This window comes from uncultured Flavobacterium sp. (genome assembly GCF_963925185.1).
Classification (GTDB): Bacteria; Bacteroidota; Bacteroidia; order Flavobacteriales; family Flavobacteriaceae; genus Flavobacterium.
On the sequence record NZ_CAWURC010000025.1, the window covers coordinates 102,794 to 121,543 of the forward strand.

Sequence of the window (18,750 nt, forward strand, 5' to 3'; positions counted from 1 at the left end):
TTTTTGCATTTCTAATCTCAGTAATTATCCACAAGAATTATTCCAATGACAAAGTTAAGCGTAAATATTAACAAAATAGCCACTTTGCGTAATGCTCGTGGCGGAAATGTTCCCGATTTATTAAAAATGGCCACCGATATTCAAAAATTTGGCGCACAAGGAATCACTATTCATCCGCGTCCAGATGAACGTCACATTCGTTATCAGGATGCACGTGATTTGAAATCGATCGTGTACTCGGAATATAATATCGAGGGCAATCCCGAGAAAACTTTTATTGATCTTGTTCTCGAAATAAAACCAACTCAAGTCACTTTAGTGCCTGATGCCTTCGATGCAATAACTTCAAATGCAGGTTGGAATACAACAAAACACAAAGATTTTCTAACAGAAATTGTTCAGGAATTTCAACGCAACGGCATTCGAACCTCCATTTTTGTTGATCCAGTTCTAGAAATGATTGAAGGTGCAAAAATTATTGGAACTGAAAGAATCGAATTGTATACCGAAGCTTTTGCTCACGAATACAGCTTGGGAAACAAAAACGGTATTGACCCTTATTTGAAATCGGCAATCTTAGCCAATGAACTTAATCTCGGAATTAATGCCGGACACGATTTGAGTCTGGACAACATTCAGTTTTTTAATCAAAACATTCCAGGTTTGCTCGAAGTTTCTATAGGTCACGCACTCATTTCCGAAGCAATTCATCTAGGATTGGATAATGTCGTGAATATGTATTTGCAAAAAATGAAATAAAAACTTTATGCGAAATTCACGGAGGAACAAAAATTCGAATTCGTGGTTAAAATAATATAAATGTTGTACTCAAAAATAGAAGGCTCAGGTAAACCGCTATTAATTCTACATGGTTTTCTAGGAATGTCGGACAATTGGAAAACACTAGGAACGCAATTCGCTGCTGATGGATTCGAGGTTCATTTACTTGATTTGCGCAACCACGGACGAAGTTTACATTCTAACGAATTTAGTTATGAAATAATGGTTCAGGATGTTTATGAGTATTGCAAGGCCAATAATCTAGAAAAAATTGATATTATCGGGCATTCGATGGGAGGAAAAACGGCGATGCTTTTTGCAACAACTTATCCGAAAAGGGTCGAAAAACTGATAGTTGCGGATATTGGTCCAAAATTCTATCCACAACATCATCAAAGTATTCTTGAAGGTTTGAATGCAGTCGACTTTTCTAAAAAACCAAGCCGCAACGAAGTCGAAGAAATTCTTTCGCAATATGTTTTTGATTTTGGTACGCGCCAATTTCTGATGAAAAGCTTGTATTGGCAGGATCTGGGACAGTTGGCATTTCGATTTAACTTGACTGTTTTTAACAAAAAAATAGAAGAAATAGGAAAACCACTTTTCGAAAATTCTGTTTTCAGTAAACCAACACTTTTTATTCGTGGCGGAAATTCTAATTATATTTTGGATGTGGATTTCGAAAATATTAAAAACCATTTTCCAAATTCAAGAATTGAAACCATTCCTAATGTGGGTCATTGGCTTCATGCCGAAAATCCGAAGCTGTTTTACGAAATAACAAGTTCGTTTTTGGGTTAAAATTAAATATTTAGTACTTTTAACCCGTTGGGTGTAATGATCGCAACCGTCAGTTCGAGTGTTTATTTGTGTAGTAAAATGAAACAAAAAATGTATCGAGAACCGTTTTTAATAAATTTTCGCTTGCCCTCAATACGATTTTCATCAAAAATCACTCGAACTAACGAAAAGTCAGGATCAAAAATTAATTACACCAGACAGGGTTGTTTTTATGTAATTTAAATTATAAAAACTTATGAAACTACTTATTAGGATTCTAATTACATCAGCTTTGGTTTTGCTTATTGCATATTTTATGAAAGGCGTTATGGTCGAAAACTTTGAAACATCCTTGATTGTTGCAGTTGTTTTGGGATTACTCAATGTCTTTATCAAACCTATTCTGGTTATTTTAACTTTACCTGCCACTATTTTAACTTTGGGTTTGTTTTTATTTGTGGTCAATGCAATTATTATTCTTTTGTGTTCAAACATTGTTGGCGGTTTTCATGTAGATTCCTTTTGGACAGCTTTAATTTTTAGTATAATTCTATCTGTTTGTCAATCCGTTGTGTATAAAATTGTTGGAGACGATAAATAGGAAAAACCTAGAAATGAAGAGTAAATAATTGACTAAAATACAATAGGTTAAAAACTTGTTTGGGTTGTAAAAATTTTATAATTTTGCAACCCAATTTTATTACGTAAATTAAAGACAGAAATGGATATTAAAAGAGTAGCATTAGACACGGTAAACGAAACAATTGTAATGACGGTTGTTCCTATGGATTACAAAGGTCAAGTAGCAAAAAGGATAAACGAAAAAATGCCTTTGGCAACCGTTAAAGGTTTTAGAAAAGGGGCAGTGCCAAAAGATCTTGTCGAAAAACAATATGGCAAAGCCATCAAACAAGAGGAAGTTCAAAAAGTGGTTGATTTAGCTTTGGAGCGTTTTGTGCAATCCGAAAGATTAAATCTTCTTGGAACACCGCTTGCAAAAATCAATAAAAACTTTTCTTGGGATGCTGAAGAATTGGTTTTTGAATACGAAATTGGTTTGATTCCAAGTTTTGAACTTGATCTTGAAGCAAAAAATAATATAATTAAATATGTTGTTACTGCTGACAATAAATTAATTGACGGTCAGGTAGCACGCATCCAAAAACAATTTGGAAAAGCCGTTCCTCAAGAAGTTGTTACTACAGGTTTTGACATTTCTGGAGTTTTTACAAACGAAGAAAAAGGAATTGCCAACCCTACAACTATTTCTTTGGATATTTTCAAGGATAAAGCTACTGCCGATAAATTCATCGGTAAAAAAGCAGGTGATGTGGTTACAGTAAATACGAAAGGATTATTTGAAGACGATCATCAATTGATGGACGTTATGAAAGTAGCACATGATGACGTTCACGGTTTAGAAGTTGATGTTGATTTTACAATCGAAAGCATCAATTCAACAGAATTGGCAGAATTAAACCAAGAATTATTCGACAAACTTTTTGGAGCAGGAACTATTGCCTCTCTTGGGGAATTGAAAGCAAAAATTAAAGAAGATGCTGAATCTCAATTCGCTCAACAGGCAGATCAAAAATTATTAGGTGATGTAACTGAGTTTTTAATAGAAAACACTAAATTCGATTTACCAGCTGAATTTCTTAAAAAATGGTTGCAAACCGTTGGCGAAAAACAACTTTCTCCTGCAGAAGCAGAAGCAGAATACGCTAGATCTGAAAAAGGGTTGCGTTTTCAATTGATTGAAGGTAGAGCAATGGCTCAAAGTGATATCAAAATTACTTTCGAAGATTTGAAAACCTTCACTGCTAAATCTATTCGTCAGCAAATGGCACAATTCGGACAAACAAATCCTACTGAAGAAGAAGTTCAAGGAATTGTAGCAAGAGTTTTGGCAAACCAAGAAGAAGTAAAAAAACTTTCAGATCAAGTAGTGGCCGAAAAATTATTGGAATTGTTCAAAGAAAAAGCAAATCCAACAACTAAAAAAGTTACTTATGAGCAATTTATTGCTGCTTCTTATGGGGAGTAAATTTTAGAAAAAATTAGTATCTTTGAGCGTCAGGAAGAAATTTTTTTTGACGCTCTTTTTTTAATGTTTAAACTAAAAATATATGAACTACGGCGTAGAATTTAAAAAATTTGCTACAAAGCACCAAGGTGTAAACGCAATGTATTACGACAAAATCGTGGCGGCAATGAATCCGACCAATATGACTCCATATATCATTGAAGAACGACAGTTGAATATTTCTCAATTAGACGTTTTTTCAAGATTAATGATGGACAGAATCATTTTTCTAGGAACAGGAATTGATGATCAAATTGCAAATATCGTTCAAGCGCAATTGCTTTTTCTTGAAAGTGCCGATGCTTCAAAAGACATTCAAATTTACTTGAATTCTCCTGGCGGAAGTGTTTACGCGGGATTGGGAATTTACGACACGATGCAATATATTAAACCAGATGTTGCCACAATTTGTACTGGAATGGCCGCGTCTATGGGAGCCGTTTTATTGTGTGCTGGAGCAGCAGGAAAACGTTCGGCATTGCCACATTCAAGAGTAATGATTCACCAGCCATCAGGCGGAGCACAAGGTGTAGCAACGGATATGGAAATCAACTTGCGCGAAATGTTGAAATTAAAAGACGAATTATATCAAATTATTTCACAACATTCAGGACAAACATTCGATAAAGTACACAAAGACAGTGAACGCGATTATTGGATGATTGCTGATGAAGCAAAAGAATACGGAATGATTGATGAAGTGTTGAGAAGAGGATAAATTAGTTCCAAGTTTAAAGTTTAAGGTTGCTAGAGTAACTTTTAAACTTTAAACTTTAAACACAAAATAATGGCAAAACAAAAATTAGAATGTTCATTCTGTGGAAGAAAAAAACCGGAAACCAATTTGTTGATTGCCGGAATCGATGCGCACATTTGTGATAAATGTATCGAGCAAGCTCACGGAATTGTATTAGAAGAATTAAAATCTAACACTAAGGCAAAGTTGCCTGCTGATTTGGTTTTGAAAAAACCAAAAGAAATCAGGGCTTTTCTTGATCAATACGTTATTGGCCAAGACCAAACTAAAAAAGTGATGGCCGTTGCCGTGTACAATCACTACAAACGCTTAATGCAACAAGAATTACACGACGATGTTGAGATTGAAAAAAGCAACATTATTATGGTGGGTCAAACTGGAACTGGGAAAACTCTGGTTGCTAAAACTATTGCCAGAATGCTAGACGTTCCCTTGGCAATTGTGGATGCGACAGTTTTGACAGAAGCTGGTTATGTGGGAGAAGATGTAGAAAGTATTCTAACTCGTTTACTACAAGCCGCTGATTATGATCTTGTCAAAGCCGAAAGAGGAATCGTTTTCATTGATGAAATCGACAAAATTGCTCGCAAAAGTGACAATCCATCCATTACTCGAGATGTTTCAGGTGAGGGTGTTCAACAAGCATTATTAAAATTATTAGAAGGAACGGTGGTTAATGTTCCGCCAAAAGGTGGGAGAAAACATCCAGACCAGAAATTTGTTGAGGTGAATACCCAAAATATTTTATTTATAGCCGGCGGTGCTTTCGACGGAATCGAGAGAATCATATCAAAACGATTGAATCGCCAAGCTGTTGGTTATTCCACTTCTAAAAACGCGGATAATATTGACAAAGACAATTTATTGCAATATATTATTCCAAAAGACATCAAAGATTTTGGATTAATTCCAGAAATTATTGGACGTTTACCAGTATTAACACACATGGATCCGTTAGACAGAGAAACTTTAAGAGCAATTTTGACGCAACCTAAAAATGCATTAATAAAACAATATCAGAAATTGTTTTTGATGGATGAAGTTGTTTTCAATATCACAGACGATGCTTTGGATTTCATTGTCGAAAAAGCATTGGAATATAAGCTTGGAGCACGTGGATTGCGTTCTTTATGCGAAGCCATCCTGACCGATGCCATGTACGAATTGCCAAGTTCTGATGATAAAACATTAGAAATTGACGTGGATTATGCCAAAGAAACCTTGAATAGAAATTTATTGAAACGATTAGAAATCGCGTCGTAATTTTTTGGTTTTAGAGTTTCAAACCCGACAGGTTTTTAAAACCAGTCGGGTTTTTTTTGCAAAGGATTATTCAGTACTGAATTTCTACTAATAAGGCAACCAAGTTCAAACCTTAATAATTTTCACTTTGTGAAAAAAAAAGGGATATTCTTTTTTATAAGCGATAGATTGTCGAGTTTTGTCCGGCGTAAATTAATATAGATAAAAATGACAATAGAAGATAAAGAGATTATTTTATTAAAAGTTTCTGGTCAGGACAAACCCGGGGTAACAACTGGTTTGACATCCATATTAGCAACTTATGGGGCTATTATTTTAGATATTGGTCAAGCCGACATTCACGACACGCTATCTTTAGGAATTTTATTTGAAATAAAAGCAGGTTCTTCCTCAGCTGCAGTTTTGAAAGATTTATTATTTAAAGCCTATGAATTAGGTATCAACGTTAAGTTTGTTCCAATTTCAATTCCTGATTATGAAAGTTGGGTAAAAGGACAACGTAAGCAACGCTACATTATCAATATTTTAGGAGAAACATTGACCGCTGTTCAATTGGCTGCTGTGACCAAAATAATGTCAGATCAAAATTTGAATATTGATTCTATTGTACGATTAACCGGCAGGACATCGGTGCTTGAAAAGGAAGAATATCCTCGTTCTTGCATACAATTATCCGTAACGGGAGAAATAGAAAACAAAACGTTAATGACCGCTAGATTTATGGAAGTCTCTAGAGATTTAGATGTCGACATCTCTTTTCAAGAAGATAATATTTTTAGAAGAAACAGACGTTTAGTGTGTTTTGATATGGATTCTACCTTAATTCAAACTGAAGTAATTGATGAATTGGCTGAATTAAATGGAGTAGGAGAGCAAGTAAGAGCCATTACTGAATCTGCAATGAATGGTGAAATTGATTTTAGCGAAAGTTTTAAAAAAAGGATGGCTTTGCTAGAAGGTTTAAGCGAAGAGGTGTTGAAAAATGTTGCTGAAAATTTACCCATAACAAAAGGAGCACATCGTTTGATGAAAGCCTTGAAATATTATGGCTTTAAAACCGCTATTTTATCTGGAGGATTCACCTATTTTGGGAATTATTTGCAAAAAGAACTAGGGATTGATTACGTTTACGCCAATCAATTGGAGATTAAAGATGGTAAATTGACGGGAAAATATTTGGGTGAAATTGTTGATGGCGCAAAGAAAGCAGAATACTTAAAAGCAATTGCAGAAAAAGAAGGCATTCATATTAAACAGACTATTGCCGTGGGAGATGGTGCAAATGATTTACCTATGTTGAACTTGGCAGGTTTAGGAATTGCTTTTCACGCCAAACCAAAAGTAAAAGAAAATGCATCCACTTCAATTTCTAGCCTTGGTCTCGATGGGGTTTTATACTTATTAGGCTACCACGACAGACATATAGATATGATGCAGGAGGAGTAAATTTTGCAAAATAAATTTTTAAAGCTTTAACAATAAATCCCGTTTGCTCAAGCAAACGGGATTTTTTATATTACAAAACAAGCTTTTAAAATTATTTCATTTTATTTCTTCCAAAAATGTTTTTTGATTTGGGTTGCAATTGATTGCTAATTTCTAATCTTCTGTTCCCATTTCCAAGCACTTTCCATGGCTTGTTCTAATGTAAATTTTGATTTCCAACCTAAAACATTATTTGCTTTATCTGTATTGGCGTATGCGGAAGTAATGTCACCTTCTCTGCGAGCCACAATTTTATAAGGCAATTTTTGGTCGCTTACTTTTTCGAAAGCGTGAATCACTTCCAGTACAGAACTTCCAGTTCCCGTTCCTAGATTGAAGGTTTCGACTTTATATAAATTCTTTTTATCCAATAACCGTTTTAGGGCAATTACGTGAGCTTTCGCCAAATCGACAACGTGAATGTAATCTCGTATACATGTTCCATCAGGCGTAGGATAATCATTACCATAAACGGATAATTCTTGACGCAAACCAAATCCAGTTTGAGTAATAAAAGGCACTAAATTTTGCGGAACACCAATAGGTAATTCCCCGATTTCTGCTGATGGATGCGCTCCAATGGGGTTGAAATAACGCAATAAAATTGCATTAATGTTGCTTACTTTGGCAACATCAGTAATTATTTCTTCCCCAATTTGTTTGGTGTTTCCGTAAGGCGATATCGCTGGTTGAATGGAAGCATCTTCAGTAATGGGCATTTTGTCGGCTTGGCCGTAAACCGTACAAGACGAACTAAAAATGAAATTGGCTTCTGATAGTTGCAGTAATTCCTGAAGTAAATAAACCAAAGTATTGATGTTGTTTTCGTAGTACAATAATGGGTTTTCAACGCTTTCACCGACAGCTTTTGAAGCTGCAAAATGAATTACTCCAAAAATATCACGATGTCTTTTGAAGAAGTCCTGCACTTTTTCCTTGTTTCGTAAATCCAGCTTTTCGAATACCGTATTTATCCCCGTAATATTGGTGATTCCGTCTAAAACCTTCAACGATGTGTTCGAAAGATTGTCTATAATAACTACTTCGAAACCCTGATTTTGCAATTCCACTACGGTGTGTGAACCGATGAAGCCTAAGCCTCCAGTTACTAGTATTTTCATATTTATTTTTATGGTAGAGATGCACTGCAGTGCATCTCTACGGAATTAAATTATTTTAAAAATTCCAAAACGCTTTCGGTAATAAACTTAATTTGTTCATCGTCCAATTCGGTGTGCATTGGCAACGAAATCACCTCTTTAACCAATTGATTTGTCACCGAAAAATTTCCCTCCTTATATCGCGAATCCAAATAAGCTTTTTGTAAATGTAGCGGAATTGGATAATAAATCGCACAAGGAATTCCTTTATCGAGCAGATGTTGCATTAAACCATCTCTATCTGCATCTATGATACGTAAAGTATATTGGTGAAAAACGTGACAGTCACAAATTTCGCAAATACTTGGCGCGATAATATTTTTATTGCCCTCAAAAGCTTTCGTGTATTTTCTGGCAGCATTTTGACGCACTGCGTTGTATTGGTCTAATAAAGGCAATTTAGCATTTAAAACCGCCGCTTGAATACTGTCTAAACGGGAATTCACTCCAACAACATCGTGATGATAACGTTCGTACATACCGTGGTTTACAATTCCTCTAATTTTGTGTGCCAAAACATCGTCATTGGTAAAAATTGCACCTCCGTCACCATAACACCCTAAATTTTTAGAAGGAAAAAATGAAGTGGATCCAACGTGACCAAGGGTTCCTGCTTTATTTTTGGTTCCATCCGAAAACTTGCAATTGGCACCAATAGCTTGCGCATTATCTTCTATAACAAATAGATTGTGTGCTGCCGCAATAGCCATAATCGCTTCCATATTAGCAGCACGACCGAACAAATGTACTGGAACAATAGCTTTAGTTTTTGGCGTAATTGCTTTCTTGATTCCTTCGATTGAGATATTCATATTTACTAAATCAACATCAACCAAAACCGGCGTGAGTTGCAGCAGAGCAATTACTTCAACAGTTGCGGCAAATGTAAAATCGGCTGTAATTACTTCATCGCCGGGTTTTAAATCTAGTCCCATCATTGCTATTTGTAAAGCGTCGGTTCCATTTGCACAAGGAATTACGTGTTTTACGCCAAGGTATTCTTCTAGATTTTTTTGAAATAGGTGAACTTGTGGTCCATTGATGTAAGCATTGGTATCAAGGACTTCTTGAATTGAGGTATTTACGGTATTTTTTATTTTTTCATACTGACTTTTTAAGTCAACCATTTGGATTTTTCTCATTTATTCTTTGTTTAATTTCTTCAATTTCAAAGTTTGCAAAGCGCAAAGCAAAGTTTACTAAGTTTTTAAATTTAGAACAAAAATAGGGATTTTAGCAGAATGATTTTACAGATAATTAAAAGAAAACGTATTTTAGCCACAGAAATTTATCGATATGCTTTTTCTCTATAATCTAATTGTTCAAACCGTTGATTTTTTATTAAAAATCCTGGCGCTTTTCAGTTCAAAAATTAAACTTTTTGTAGATGGGCGGAAACTTGTTTTTTCAACTTTGACAGAAAAAATAATTACCTCTGACAAAACCATATGGTTTCACGCCGCTTCACTTGGAGAGTATGAGCAAGGATTGCCTGTTATAGAAAAGATAAAAACCAAATATCCAAATCATAAAATCGTGCTCACGTTTTTCTCGCCTTCGGGTTATGAAGTTCGAATAGACAATACAGTTGCTGATGTCACGGTTTATTTGCCTTTGGACACTAAAAAAAATGTAAAACAATTTTTAGCATTGGTTCATCCCGATATGGTTTTCTTTATCAAATATGAATATTGGCCTAATTATTTGAACGAATTACGAATACTTGAAATTCCAACTTATTTGATTTCGGGGGTTTTTAGGGAAAACCAAATGTTTTTTAAATGGTATGGAGGGTTTTATAGAAAAGCCCTGAGCACTTTTACCTGTTTTTTTGTACAAAATGAAAGTTCGAAAAACTTATTGCGTCAAATAGGTAAAACCAACGTTGCTGTTTCCGGCGATACTCGTTTTGATAGGGTTGTGTCAATTTTAGAAAATGACAATTCTTTGGATTTTATTTCGAATTTCAAAAATGACACGTTGACAATTGTTGTTGGAAGTTCTTGGCCAATAGACGAAAGTTTGCTAGTTGATTTTATTAATAAAACCACTAAAAAGATTAAATTTATCATCGCCCCACACAATATCAAGACCGAACAAATTCAGAAATTAAAAAATTCTATTTCAAAAAAATCAGTCTTGTTCTCAGAAAAAGAAAATAAAAACCTTGCTGATTTCGATGTTTTTATAATTGATGCTATTGGAATTTTAACAAAAATATATAGTTATGCCGATATTGCCTATGTTGGTGGAGGTTTTGGGAATCCAGGCATTCACAATATTTTGGAGCCAGCTACTTTTAGTGTTCCAATTGTTGTTGGACCCAACTTTTCTCATTTTTCCGAAGCAATTGCTTTAGTAAATATGGGGGGGTGTGTTTCTATTTCAAACAAAAACGAACTTTTTGATGCCTTTTCTAATTTGATGCACAACGATGATATCCGACAAGAAAAGGGACATATTTGTAGCACTTTTGTACAAATGAATAAAGGGGCAACTAATGTTATTATGAAGAGCATTTAGTAAATTAAACTATGGTAATTTCGCGCCTCCTAATAGTTTTAATTTAAGTACATGGAAAACGAATTTAACCGTATAATTGGATTATAAAATTAAAATTTTAATAGTAGATAATCGCTCATAACCTTGCCACGATCCAATTTTTTTTACATAAATAAGTATTGCTAAAGATATGCTATGACTCAATTTTTGGTTTATATATTGAATATTTATTATGATTTATTTTCAGGTATGAAATTCGGAATGAAATAGAATGTTGAAAAAGAATAATATTTTTTAAAATAAATATAAAAAAATATTTTACCTATTAAAAAATTTATATCTTTGCCCCGAATTAATAATTAACCTTTATAATAAAGTAAGATGAAAAAAGTATTTTTAAGTTTAGCCGTTGTTGCTATGTTGACTGTAGTTTCTTGTAAGAAAACTGAAGCTGCTGTAGAAGAAGTTGCTGCTGACACTACTGCTGTAGCTGTTGACACTGCTGCTGTAGCTGTTGACTCTGCTGCTGTAGCTGAGTAATTTGTAAAAATTACAATCAAAAAATTATGCCACGTTTAGCGTGGCTTTTTTTTTGCTTATCCTGAAAAATTTGAGTATTTTTTTAAATATTATTTTGAGGGCAGTGTAAAATGTCGTGGCTTTTTGTTGATTGAAATTATTTTTTTTAATTTCAAGTTAGAACTGTAGTAATATAAAATCGTTCTTTTGTATATAATAAAAAAAACCGTAAAGAATTAAAAATTAATTCTTTACGGCATTTTCTAGTACTCAGAGCGGGACTTGAACCCGCACGAACATTGCTGTTCACTGGATTTTAAGTCCAGCGTGTCTACCAATTTCACCATCCGAGCATTTTGCTTTTTGATGTTCATCTAATTTATGAAAATTAAATATAACTCCGTTCAGCAGTTTGGTTTCGAGCGAAAAACGGGGCTCGAACCCGCGACCTCGACCTTGGCAAGGTCGCGCTCTACCAACTGAGCTATTTTCGCATTTTCAATCTTAAAAGAACGCAATACTTATACCGTATTGCGGATGCAAATTTAATACATTAATTCAATTAAACAAGTGTTTTTTGCAAAAATAAATAGACGGAATGTAACCTTCTGATAACCTAAACTTTAAAGCAAACAGAGTTATTTTTTGGTTAGCATTCTTTTTATTTCGTTAAGTTTCATCAAAGCTTCCATCGGTGTGATGGTGTTGATGTCCAGGTTCAAAATCTCGTCCTTTATTTCCTCTAATAATGGATCGTCAAGATTAAAAAAACTCATTTGTATTTCATGAGCCAGTTCGCCTTTCAGGCTCGAGCCGTCTTTATTTGATTTAATCCCATTCAACACTTCGCTTGAATGATCCTTTTCCAGTTTTTTTAATATTTTTTGAGCTTTTAAAATTACTATTTGAGGCATTCCTGCCATTTTTGCTACGTGTATTCCAAAACTATGTGCACTTCCTCCTTTTACTAATTTCCGAATAAAAAGCACCGTGTCTTTCAGCTCTTTGACAGAAACATTGTAATTCTGGATTCTGGGCAAAGATTCGCTCATTTCATTTAATTCGTGGTAATGTGTGGCAAATAATGTTTTGGGTTTTGAAGGATGTTCATGTAAAAACTCAGCTATTGCCCAAGCTATCGAAATTCCATCATAAGTACTAGTTCCTCTACCGATTTCATCCAACAATACCAAGCTTCTACTGGAAATATTATTCAAAATGGAAGCTGTTTCGTTCATTTCGACCATAAAAGTAGATTCTCCCATCGAAATATTGTCGCTTGCTCCAACTCTGGTAAATATTTTATCTACAATTCCCATTCTCACGCTCTCTGCGGGAACAAAACCGCCCATTTGAGCCAGTAGAACAATCAAGGCAGTTTGACGCAAAATAGCTGATTTTCCGGACATATTTGGTCCAGTAATCATAATCAATTGTTGGGTTTCTCTATCCAAGAAAACATCATTCGCTATATAAGGCATTCCAACGGGCAATTGTTTTTCGATAACCGGATGTCTTCCATTTTTGATTTCAAGCTCGAAAGTTTCGTCTAATTCTGGACAAACATATTTATTTTCGATAGCCAATTGCGTGAAAGAACACAAACAATCCAATTGCGCTACTAGGTTAGCATTCATTTGAACTGGTTTTATATACGTCGAAATCCAACTCACTAATTGTTCAAATAATTCGGATTCTATTTTATGGATTTTCTCTTCGGCACCAAGGATTTTAGTTTCATATTCCTTTAATTCTTCAGTGATATAGCGCTCCGCATTGACCAAGGTTTGCTTGCGAATCCATTCTGATGGTACTTTATCTTTGTGTGTATTTCGAACTTCGATATAATATCCAAAGACGTTATTAAAGGAGATTTTCAAAGATGAAATTCCAGTTAATTGCGATTCTCGTTTTTCAATTCCTTCTAAAAATTCTTTTCCTGAGGTTGAAATTGCTCGTAAATCATCTAATTCTTCGTTGATGCCTTTGGCAATAGCATTTCCTTTGGCAATAGCCACGGGTGCATCTTGATTTAAGGTGATTTTTATTTTCTCGCGCAATAAATCACAACTGTGTAGGCTGTCGCCAATAATTTTCACGGCTTCTTGCGGACTTTCTAATGCCAAATTTTTTATTGGAATAATTGCATCCAAGGATTCTTTCAGATAAACGATTTCACGTGGAGAAACTTTTCCCGCTGCAATTTTCGAAATCAAACGTTCTAAATCTGAAATTTGTTTGATTTGGTGTTGAATCCGTTTCAGAACTTCCAGATTGTCTTTGAGATAGGAAACCACTTGATGGCGATTTCTAATTTTAGTTGCGTCTTTCAAAGGCAAAGCCAACCATCTTTTCAATAAACGACCGCCCATTGGCGAAAGCGTTTTGTCAATAACATCTAAGAGAGTGACTGCATTTGGGTTATAACTATGGTATAATTCCAGATTCCGAATCGTAAAACGATCCATCCAAACATACTCGTCTTCGGCAATGCGCTGAATGGTGGTAATGTGTTGCACTCTATTGTGCTGGGTTTCGGATAAATAATATAAAATGGCTCCCGAAGCAATAACTCCTTCCTTCAATTCTTCAATTCCAAAACCTTTTAGGGACACCGTTTGAAAATGTTTGGTCAGGATTTCGAATGCATAATCTTCCTTGTAAATCCAATCTTCCAGATAAAAGCTGTGATAATCCTCGCCAAAAGTTTCCCGGAAATCATTTTTGTTATTTTTTGGAATCAATACTTCACTTGGATTAAAATTTTGAAGCAATTTGTCAATATATTCCGCATTGCCTTGAGAGGTGAGAAATTCACCTGTAGAAATATCCAAAAATGATATGCCTATTGATTTATTGGCAAAATAAATAGCGGCCAGAAAGTTGTTTGTCTTCGATTGCAAAACTTCGTCATTCATAGAAACTCCAGGTGTCACAAGTTCAGTCACGCCACGTTTAACGATTGTTTTTGTCAATTTTGGATCTTCAAGTTGGTCACAAATCGCCACTCGAAGTCCTGCTTTTACCAGTTTTGGTAAATAGGTGTTTATAGAATGATGTGGGAAACCGGCTAAAGCAGTTTCAGTCGCAGAACCCGCTCCGCGCTTAGTAAGTGTTATCCCTAGAATTTTTGAAGCACGAACAGCATCTTCTCCAAATGTTTCATAAAAATCCCCCACTCTAAACAACAAACAGGCATCAGGATATTTTCTCTTGATTTCATTATATTGCTTCATTAAAGGCGTTTCCTTAACCAATTTTTCTTTAGATGACAAAATGTGTTTTTTAAATTTAATAGATAGCGAATTTAAATATTTTATGGGGAATATTTAACGTTAGGGAAATTTAAAACATTTTTAAGGAAAATTTAAGATGTATTTTCGATTTTTTACATAAATTTGTCTTTTAATTTTAAAAAAAAAATAAAGATGAAAAAAATAATTACACTTTCAATAGCTCTTTTGGCATTTACTTTTTCTAATGCACAAGAAACCGCAAAAATAACAAAATCTACAAAAAAAGCACCCGCAAAAACAGCAGCAGTTGTAACTCCAAAAGTGGAAGGTGCCGGAATGATTTTTGACACAGAAACTATTGATTACGGTACGGTTGCCCACAATGCAGACGGAAAACGTGAATTTGTTTTTACTAATAACGGAAAAAAAGCATTAATTATAACAAACACCTCGGGATCTTGTGGATGTACTGTTCCTACTTCTCCAAAAGAACCAATTGCGCCTGGAGCAAAAGGGATTATTGGAGTAAAATATGCAACGGATAGAGTTGGAGCATTTACAAAAACAGTAACTGTAACATCAAATGCTGAAGGAACGCCTACCAAAGTGCTTACCATAAAAGGAACTGTTTTACCAGATCCCACTACGAAAAGCTAAATTTATTTAAAAAATAATCCAAAGGCTTCCTAAAACTAGGAAGCCTTTTTTATAATTTATTACCAATACTATGCGAAAATTAGAGAATAGCGAACTCAATCGAAAATCAATTGCAGATTTTAAAGAATCGGAAAAAACACCAATTATCATTATTTTAGATGATATTCGAAGTTTAAATAATATTGGTTCGGTCTTTAGAACTGCCGACGCTTTTTTAATCGAGAAAATATATCTGTGCGGAATAACCGCAACTCCACCCAACAAGGAAATTCATAAAACAGCCCTCGGTGCAACTGAAACCGTCGACTGGGAACACAAAGAAAATGTTCTCGAAGTTATCGAAAATTTAAAAGCCGAGAATGTTACCGTACTTGCCATTGAACAAGTAGAAAGCGCTATTTTTCTCCAGGATTTCAAAGTCGAGAAGGACCAGAAATATGCTTTGGTTTTTGGCAACGAAGTATTTGGAGTTTCACAAGAAGCAGTTGCAATTTGTGATGGCTGTATTGAAATTCCGCAATTGGGAACTAAACATTCTTTAAATATTTCAGTAAGCGCAGGGATTTTGGTATGGGATTTATTCAAAAAAATGAATTGGTCTAAATAAAAAATTAATACTTTTATGGAATGAAAAATTATGTTTTTTTTAAAATAATTTTGTTTTTACTGATTTTCATTCCTAAAACAATTTATGCAATTGATCCACCTAAAATCACAGCTACGGGAAATCAAACTTATTGTTCTGGGACATCTTTGCCTATTGTAGAGACCGTAAGTATCTCATTCGATCCACTTGAACCGACTACTGATGTTGTAAATATTCAAATTTCTTCGGGTTATGTATTTGGGCAAGATTTATTATCACTTACAGGAACAAATCCAGGTATTCTTTATAGCTGGAGTGCATCTGAAGGGAAATTACAGTTATTTAGTACAAGCAAACTTCCCTATGCAGATTTTGAAGCTGCAATTAAAAATGTAATGTTTAGTAATAGTTCAAGTGCACCATCAGGAACTAGAACTTTTTCTATTAGCCTAGGTACAGGTCAACTCAGTTATTTGCCAAGGAATAAACATTTTTATGAATATGTTAGTTCTCCGGGAATAACATGGACTGCAGCAAGAGATGCTGCCGCCGCGTTAAACTATTATGGATTGCAGGGTTATTTAGCCACCTTAACAGCTGCAGATGAAGCTCAATTAGCTGGAGCACAGGCGCCAGGAGCAGGATGGATAGGTGGGAGTGACGCAGCAGTGGAAGGTACTTGGAAATGGGTAACTGGTCCTGAAGCCGGAACAGTTATGACATATACAAATTGGAATAACGGAGAACCTAATAACGCAGGTAATGAAGACTATGCTCATATTACATATGGAGTGGGACCTAAAGGTTCTTGGAATGACTTGCCTAATACTGGCGACACAAACCCGGGAAGTGCTTATTATCCTCAAGGCTATATTGTAGAATTTGGTGGAATGATAACTGGCGATGTTGACAATATTCAAATTTCGGCGAGCACAACAATAACCATTCCTAAAATAACCAGTACTACCCCAAGTTCTATATGCGGTCCTGGAGTTCTAACTCTCCAAGCGACTGCATCTAATGGGAATTTAGATTGGTACACAAATAGTACCGGAGGAACACCTTTATATACAGGAAATTCCTTTACAACGCCAAATCTTACAATCACAACAACTTTTTATGTTGATGCATCAAATGGGAGTTGCCCAAATGGACCAAGAACTGGGATAACGGCCACTATAGTTAACTTACCTAATTTACCTCAAATTGCAATTTCTTCTGCAAGCCCAGTTTTATATTGTCTTAATGGAAATACAATTCCTTTGGCTGCAATTCCTTCAACTAATTGCACTCTAAATTGGTACACTTTGCCAATAGGAGGAGTAGCTTCGGCGACTAGTCCTACGCCAACAACAACCGTTTCAGGCTCTACATCTTATTATGTAAGTCAAACGAATACAATAACTAACTGTGAAGGTCCGCGAGCTGCAATAATAGTGACTGTAAACCCATTACCTACAGCACCAATTGTGAGCAATATAAGCTATTGTAATAATGAAACAGCTGTTCCTTTAACAGCTATAGCAACAGCAAATTGTACTCTTAATTGGTACACCTCAGCTACAGGAGGCACGCCAAGCGCAACAAGTCAAACGCCTTCTACTACAATTGTAAATACAACAAAATATTACGTAAGCCAAACCATTACTGCCACTGGCTGTGAAGGGCCAAGATCTGAAATTGCTGTAACTGTGAATCCATTACCAATTGCTCCAATAGTAAGTAATATTGCCTATTGTAATAATGAAACTGCAATTCCTCTGTTAGCAACTATAGATGCCAACTGTACTTTAAATTGGTATTTATCACCAACCGGCGGAAGCTCAAGTGCAATAAGTCCAACTCCATTGACAGCAACAGTTGGCACAACAAAATACTATGTAAGTCAAACCCTTACAGCTACTGGATGCGAAGGACCAAGATCGGAAATCATAGTGACTGTAAATCCATTGCCTGTTGTCAACGATGTTACCATTGTTCAATGTGATAGCGACTTGATTCCAGATGGAAAGACTCTTTTTAATTTAAAAATAAAAAATAATGAAATTTCGGCAAATTATACGAATGAAAATTTTACTTATTACACTTCACAATCAGGCGCAAATAGTGGACTTTCAACTGACTTGATTTTCAATGATTTGGCTTTCGAAAACACAACTCCCTCTAACATGTATGTTTGGTCAAGAGTCGCTAATAAAACTACCGGTTGTTTTAGCGTTGCCAAATTAACATTAAAAGTTCCAACTACTAATCTTCTTCCTTCATATAAAATCATGACATCTCCGGTTTGCGATGATTTTTTAGATACTAACGGAAGCAATAATGTCAATAATGACAATAGGGATGGAATTGCAACTTTTGATTTTTCTTGGACAAAAGCAACAATACTAGACCAACTTCCTCCAACTCAAGACTACACTATTAATTACTACGGAAACAAAGCTGACGCCTTAGCCCAACTCAATGTCATTGAGGATATTTCAAATTACAGGAATATTGGTTATCCCTATTCGCAGGATGTTTGGGTCAGAGTAGAAAGCAGTATTGATAATTCTTGCGTTGGTTTAGGTCCTTATATTACTTTAAATGTCGAGGCTTTGCCTTTTGCAAATTCGGTTATAATTCCAAGGCAATGTGATGACAATCAAGATGGAATAGTTACTTTTAACACATCAACTTTAGAATCAACTTTGCTAGGAACAAATCAAACTTATCCAGTTACTGTTGCTTATTTTGATGTGGCAAATAATCCTTTGAAAGATGCGAATGGCACTTCAATCATCAGTCCATTTCCTGCTACTTTTGCAACAACTTCACAAACCATAAAAGCGGTTGTAACCAATAATACCTCATTAAACTGTTTTGACGAAACCACCATACAATTTATCGTTGATGATTTACCGGAAGCTTTCGCCGTTCCGGTTTCGTTGACAACAATT

At 35.1% G+C, this 18,750-nt stretch carries 15 protein-coding genes and 2 tRNA genes; 12 read left to right on the forward strand and 5 right to left on the reverse strand.

The features are described from left to right. Positions 1-45: 45 nt before the first annotated feature. From AABM59_RS05870 to serB, 7 genes are all read left to right on the forward strand, one after another. The gene (locus tag AABM59_RS05870) at positions 46-759 is read left to right on the forward strand and encodes a pyridoxine 5'-phosphate synthase (RefSeq protein ID WP_338408048.1); all 714 of its coding nucleotides are present in this window, start codon (positions 46-48) and stop codon (positions 757-759) included. A gap of 60 nt (positions 760-819) precedes the next feature. Further along, complete coding sequence (locus AABM59_RS05875) at positions 820-1,581, forward strand: alpha/beta fold hydrolase (RefSeq protein ID WP_338408049.1); 762 nt, start codon at positions 820-822, stop codon at positions 1,579-1,581. A gap of 235 nt (positions 1,582-1,816) precedes the next feature. Further along, positions 1,817-2,161, forward strand: a complete 345-nt coding sequence (locus AABM59_RS05880; RefSeq protein ID WP_338408050.1) for a phage holin family protein — start codon at positions 1,817-1,819, stop codon at positions 2,159-2,161. Positions 2,162-2,281: 120 nt separating this feature from the next. Continuing rightward, a complete protein-coding gene (locus AABM59_RS05885; RefSeq protein ID WP_338408051.1) occupies positions 2,282-3,607 on the forward strand; it encodes a trigger factor in 1,326 nt (441 codons plus the stop codon). 82 nt (positions 3,608-3,689) lie between these two features. Next, a complete protein-coding gene (clpP, locus tag AABM59_RS05890) occupies positions 3,690-4,364 on the forward strand; it encodes an ATP-dependent Clp endopeptidase proteolytic subunit ClpP (protein ID WP_338408052.1) in 675 nt (224 codons plus the stop codon). 69 nt (positions 4,365-4,433) lie between these two features. Beyond that, entirely contained in the window at positions 4,434-5,666 is a 1,233-nt protein-coding gene (clpX, locus tag AABM59_RS05895) for an ATP-dependent Clp protease ATP-binding subunit ClpX (protein WP_338408053.1), read from the forward strand. 207 nt (positions 5,667-5,873) lie between these two features. Then, positions 5,874-7,112: a phosphoserine phosphatase SerB gene (serB, locus tag AABM59_RS05900; protein ID WP_338408054.1), complete on the forward strand. Its 1,239-nt coding sequence runs from the start codon at positions 5,874-5,876 to the stop codon at positions 7,110-7,112. 146 nt (positions 7,113-7,258) lie between these two features. Here serB and galE read toward each other — a convergent pair whose 3' ends face one another. Both galE and AABM59_RS05910 read right to left on the reverse strand, forming a co-directional pair. Continuing rightward, positions 7,259-8,272, reverse strand: coding sequence for a UDP-glucose 4-epimerase GalE (galE, locus tag AABM59_RS05905; RefSeq protein ID WP_338408055.1), 1,014 nt, complete (start codon positions 8,270-8,272; stop codon positions 7,259-7,261). A gap of 50 nt (positions 8,273-8,322) precedes the next feature. Continuing rightward, positions 8,323-9,453, reverse strand: a complete 1,131-nt coding sequence (locus AABM59_RS05910; protein ID WP_338408056.1) for a DegT/DnrJ/EryC1/StrS family aminotransferase — start codon at positions 9,451-9,453, stop codon at positions 8,323-8,325. Between the two features lie 154 nt (positions 9,454-9,607). On the opposite strand from AABM59_RS05910, the gene AABM59_RS05915 reads away from it, so the two are divergent. Both AABM59_RS05915 and AABM59_RS05920 read left to right on the forward strand, forming a co-directional pair. After that, positions 9,608-10,834 carry a glycosyltransferase N-terminal domain-containing protein gene (locus AABM59_RS05915; RefSeq protein ID WP_338408057.1) on the forward strand — a complete coding sequence of 409 codons (1,227 nt, stop codon included), beginning with the start codon at positions 9,608-9,610 and terminating at the stop codon, positions 10,832-10,834. A 360-nt stretch (positions 10,835-11,194) separates the two neighbouring features. Further along, the gene (locus AABM59_RS05920) at positions 11,195-11,353 is read left to right on the forward strand and encodes a hypothetical protein (RefSeq protein WP_338408058.1); all 159 of its coding nucleotides are present in this window, start codon (positions 11,195-11,197) and stop codon (positions 11,351-11,353) included. Positions 11,354-11,599: 246 nt separating this feature from the next. On the opposite strand, the gene AABM59_RS05925 is transcribed toward AABM59_RS05920, so the two are convergent. From AABM59_RS05925 to mutS, 3 genes are all read right to left on the reverse strand, one after another. Beyond that, a tRNA-Leu gene (locus AABM59_RS05925) sits at positions 11,600-11,685 on the reverse strand. 68 nt (positions 11,686-11,753) lie between these two features. Beyond that, positions 11,754-11,826, reverse strand: a tRNA-Gly gene (locus AABM59_RS05930). Between the two features lie 144 nt (positions 11,827-11,970). Then, complete coding sequence (mutS, locus tag AABM59_RS05935) at positions 11,971-14,607, reverse strand: DNA mismatch repair protein MutS (RefSeq protein ID WP_338408059.1); 2,637 nt, start codon at positions 14,605-14,607, stop codon at positions 11,971-11,973. Between the two features lie 153 nt (positions 14,608-14,760). Between mutS and AABM59_RS05940 the strand changes: the two genes are divergently transcribed. The 3 genes from AABM59_RS05940 to AABM59_RS05950 form a co-directional block, all read left to right on the forward strand. Further along, positions 14,761-15,225, forward strand: a complete 465-nt coding sequence (locus AABM59_RS05940) for a DUF1573 domain-containing protein (RefSeq protein ID WP_338408060.1) — start codon at positions 14,761-14,763, stop codon at positions 15,223-15,225. 70 nt (positions 15,226-15,295) lie between these two features. Beyond that, positions 15,296-15,832, forward strand: a complete 537-nt coding sequence (locus tag AABM59_RS05945; protein ID WP_338408061.1) for an RNA methyltransferase — start codon at positions 15,296-15,298, stop codon at positions 15,830-15,832. 20 nt (positions 15,833-15,852) lie between these two features. Next, the coding region (locus tag AABM59_RS05950; RefSeq protein WP_338408062.1) for a hypothetical protein at positions 15,853-18,750 on the forward strand (2,898 nt) is incomplete at its 3' end.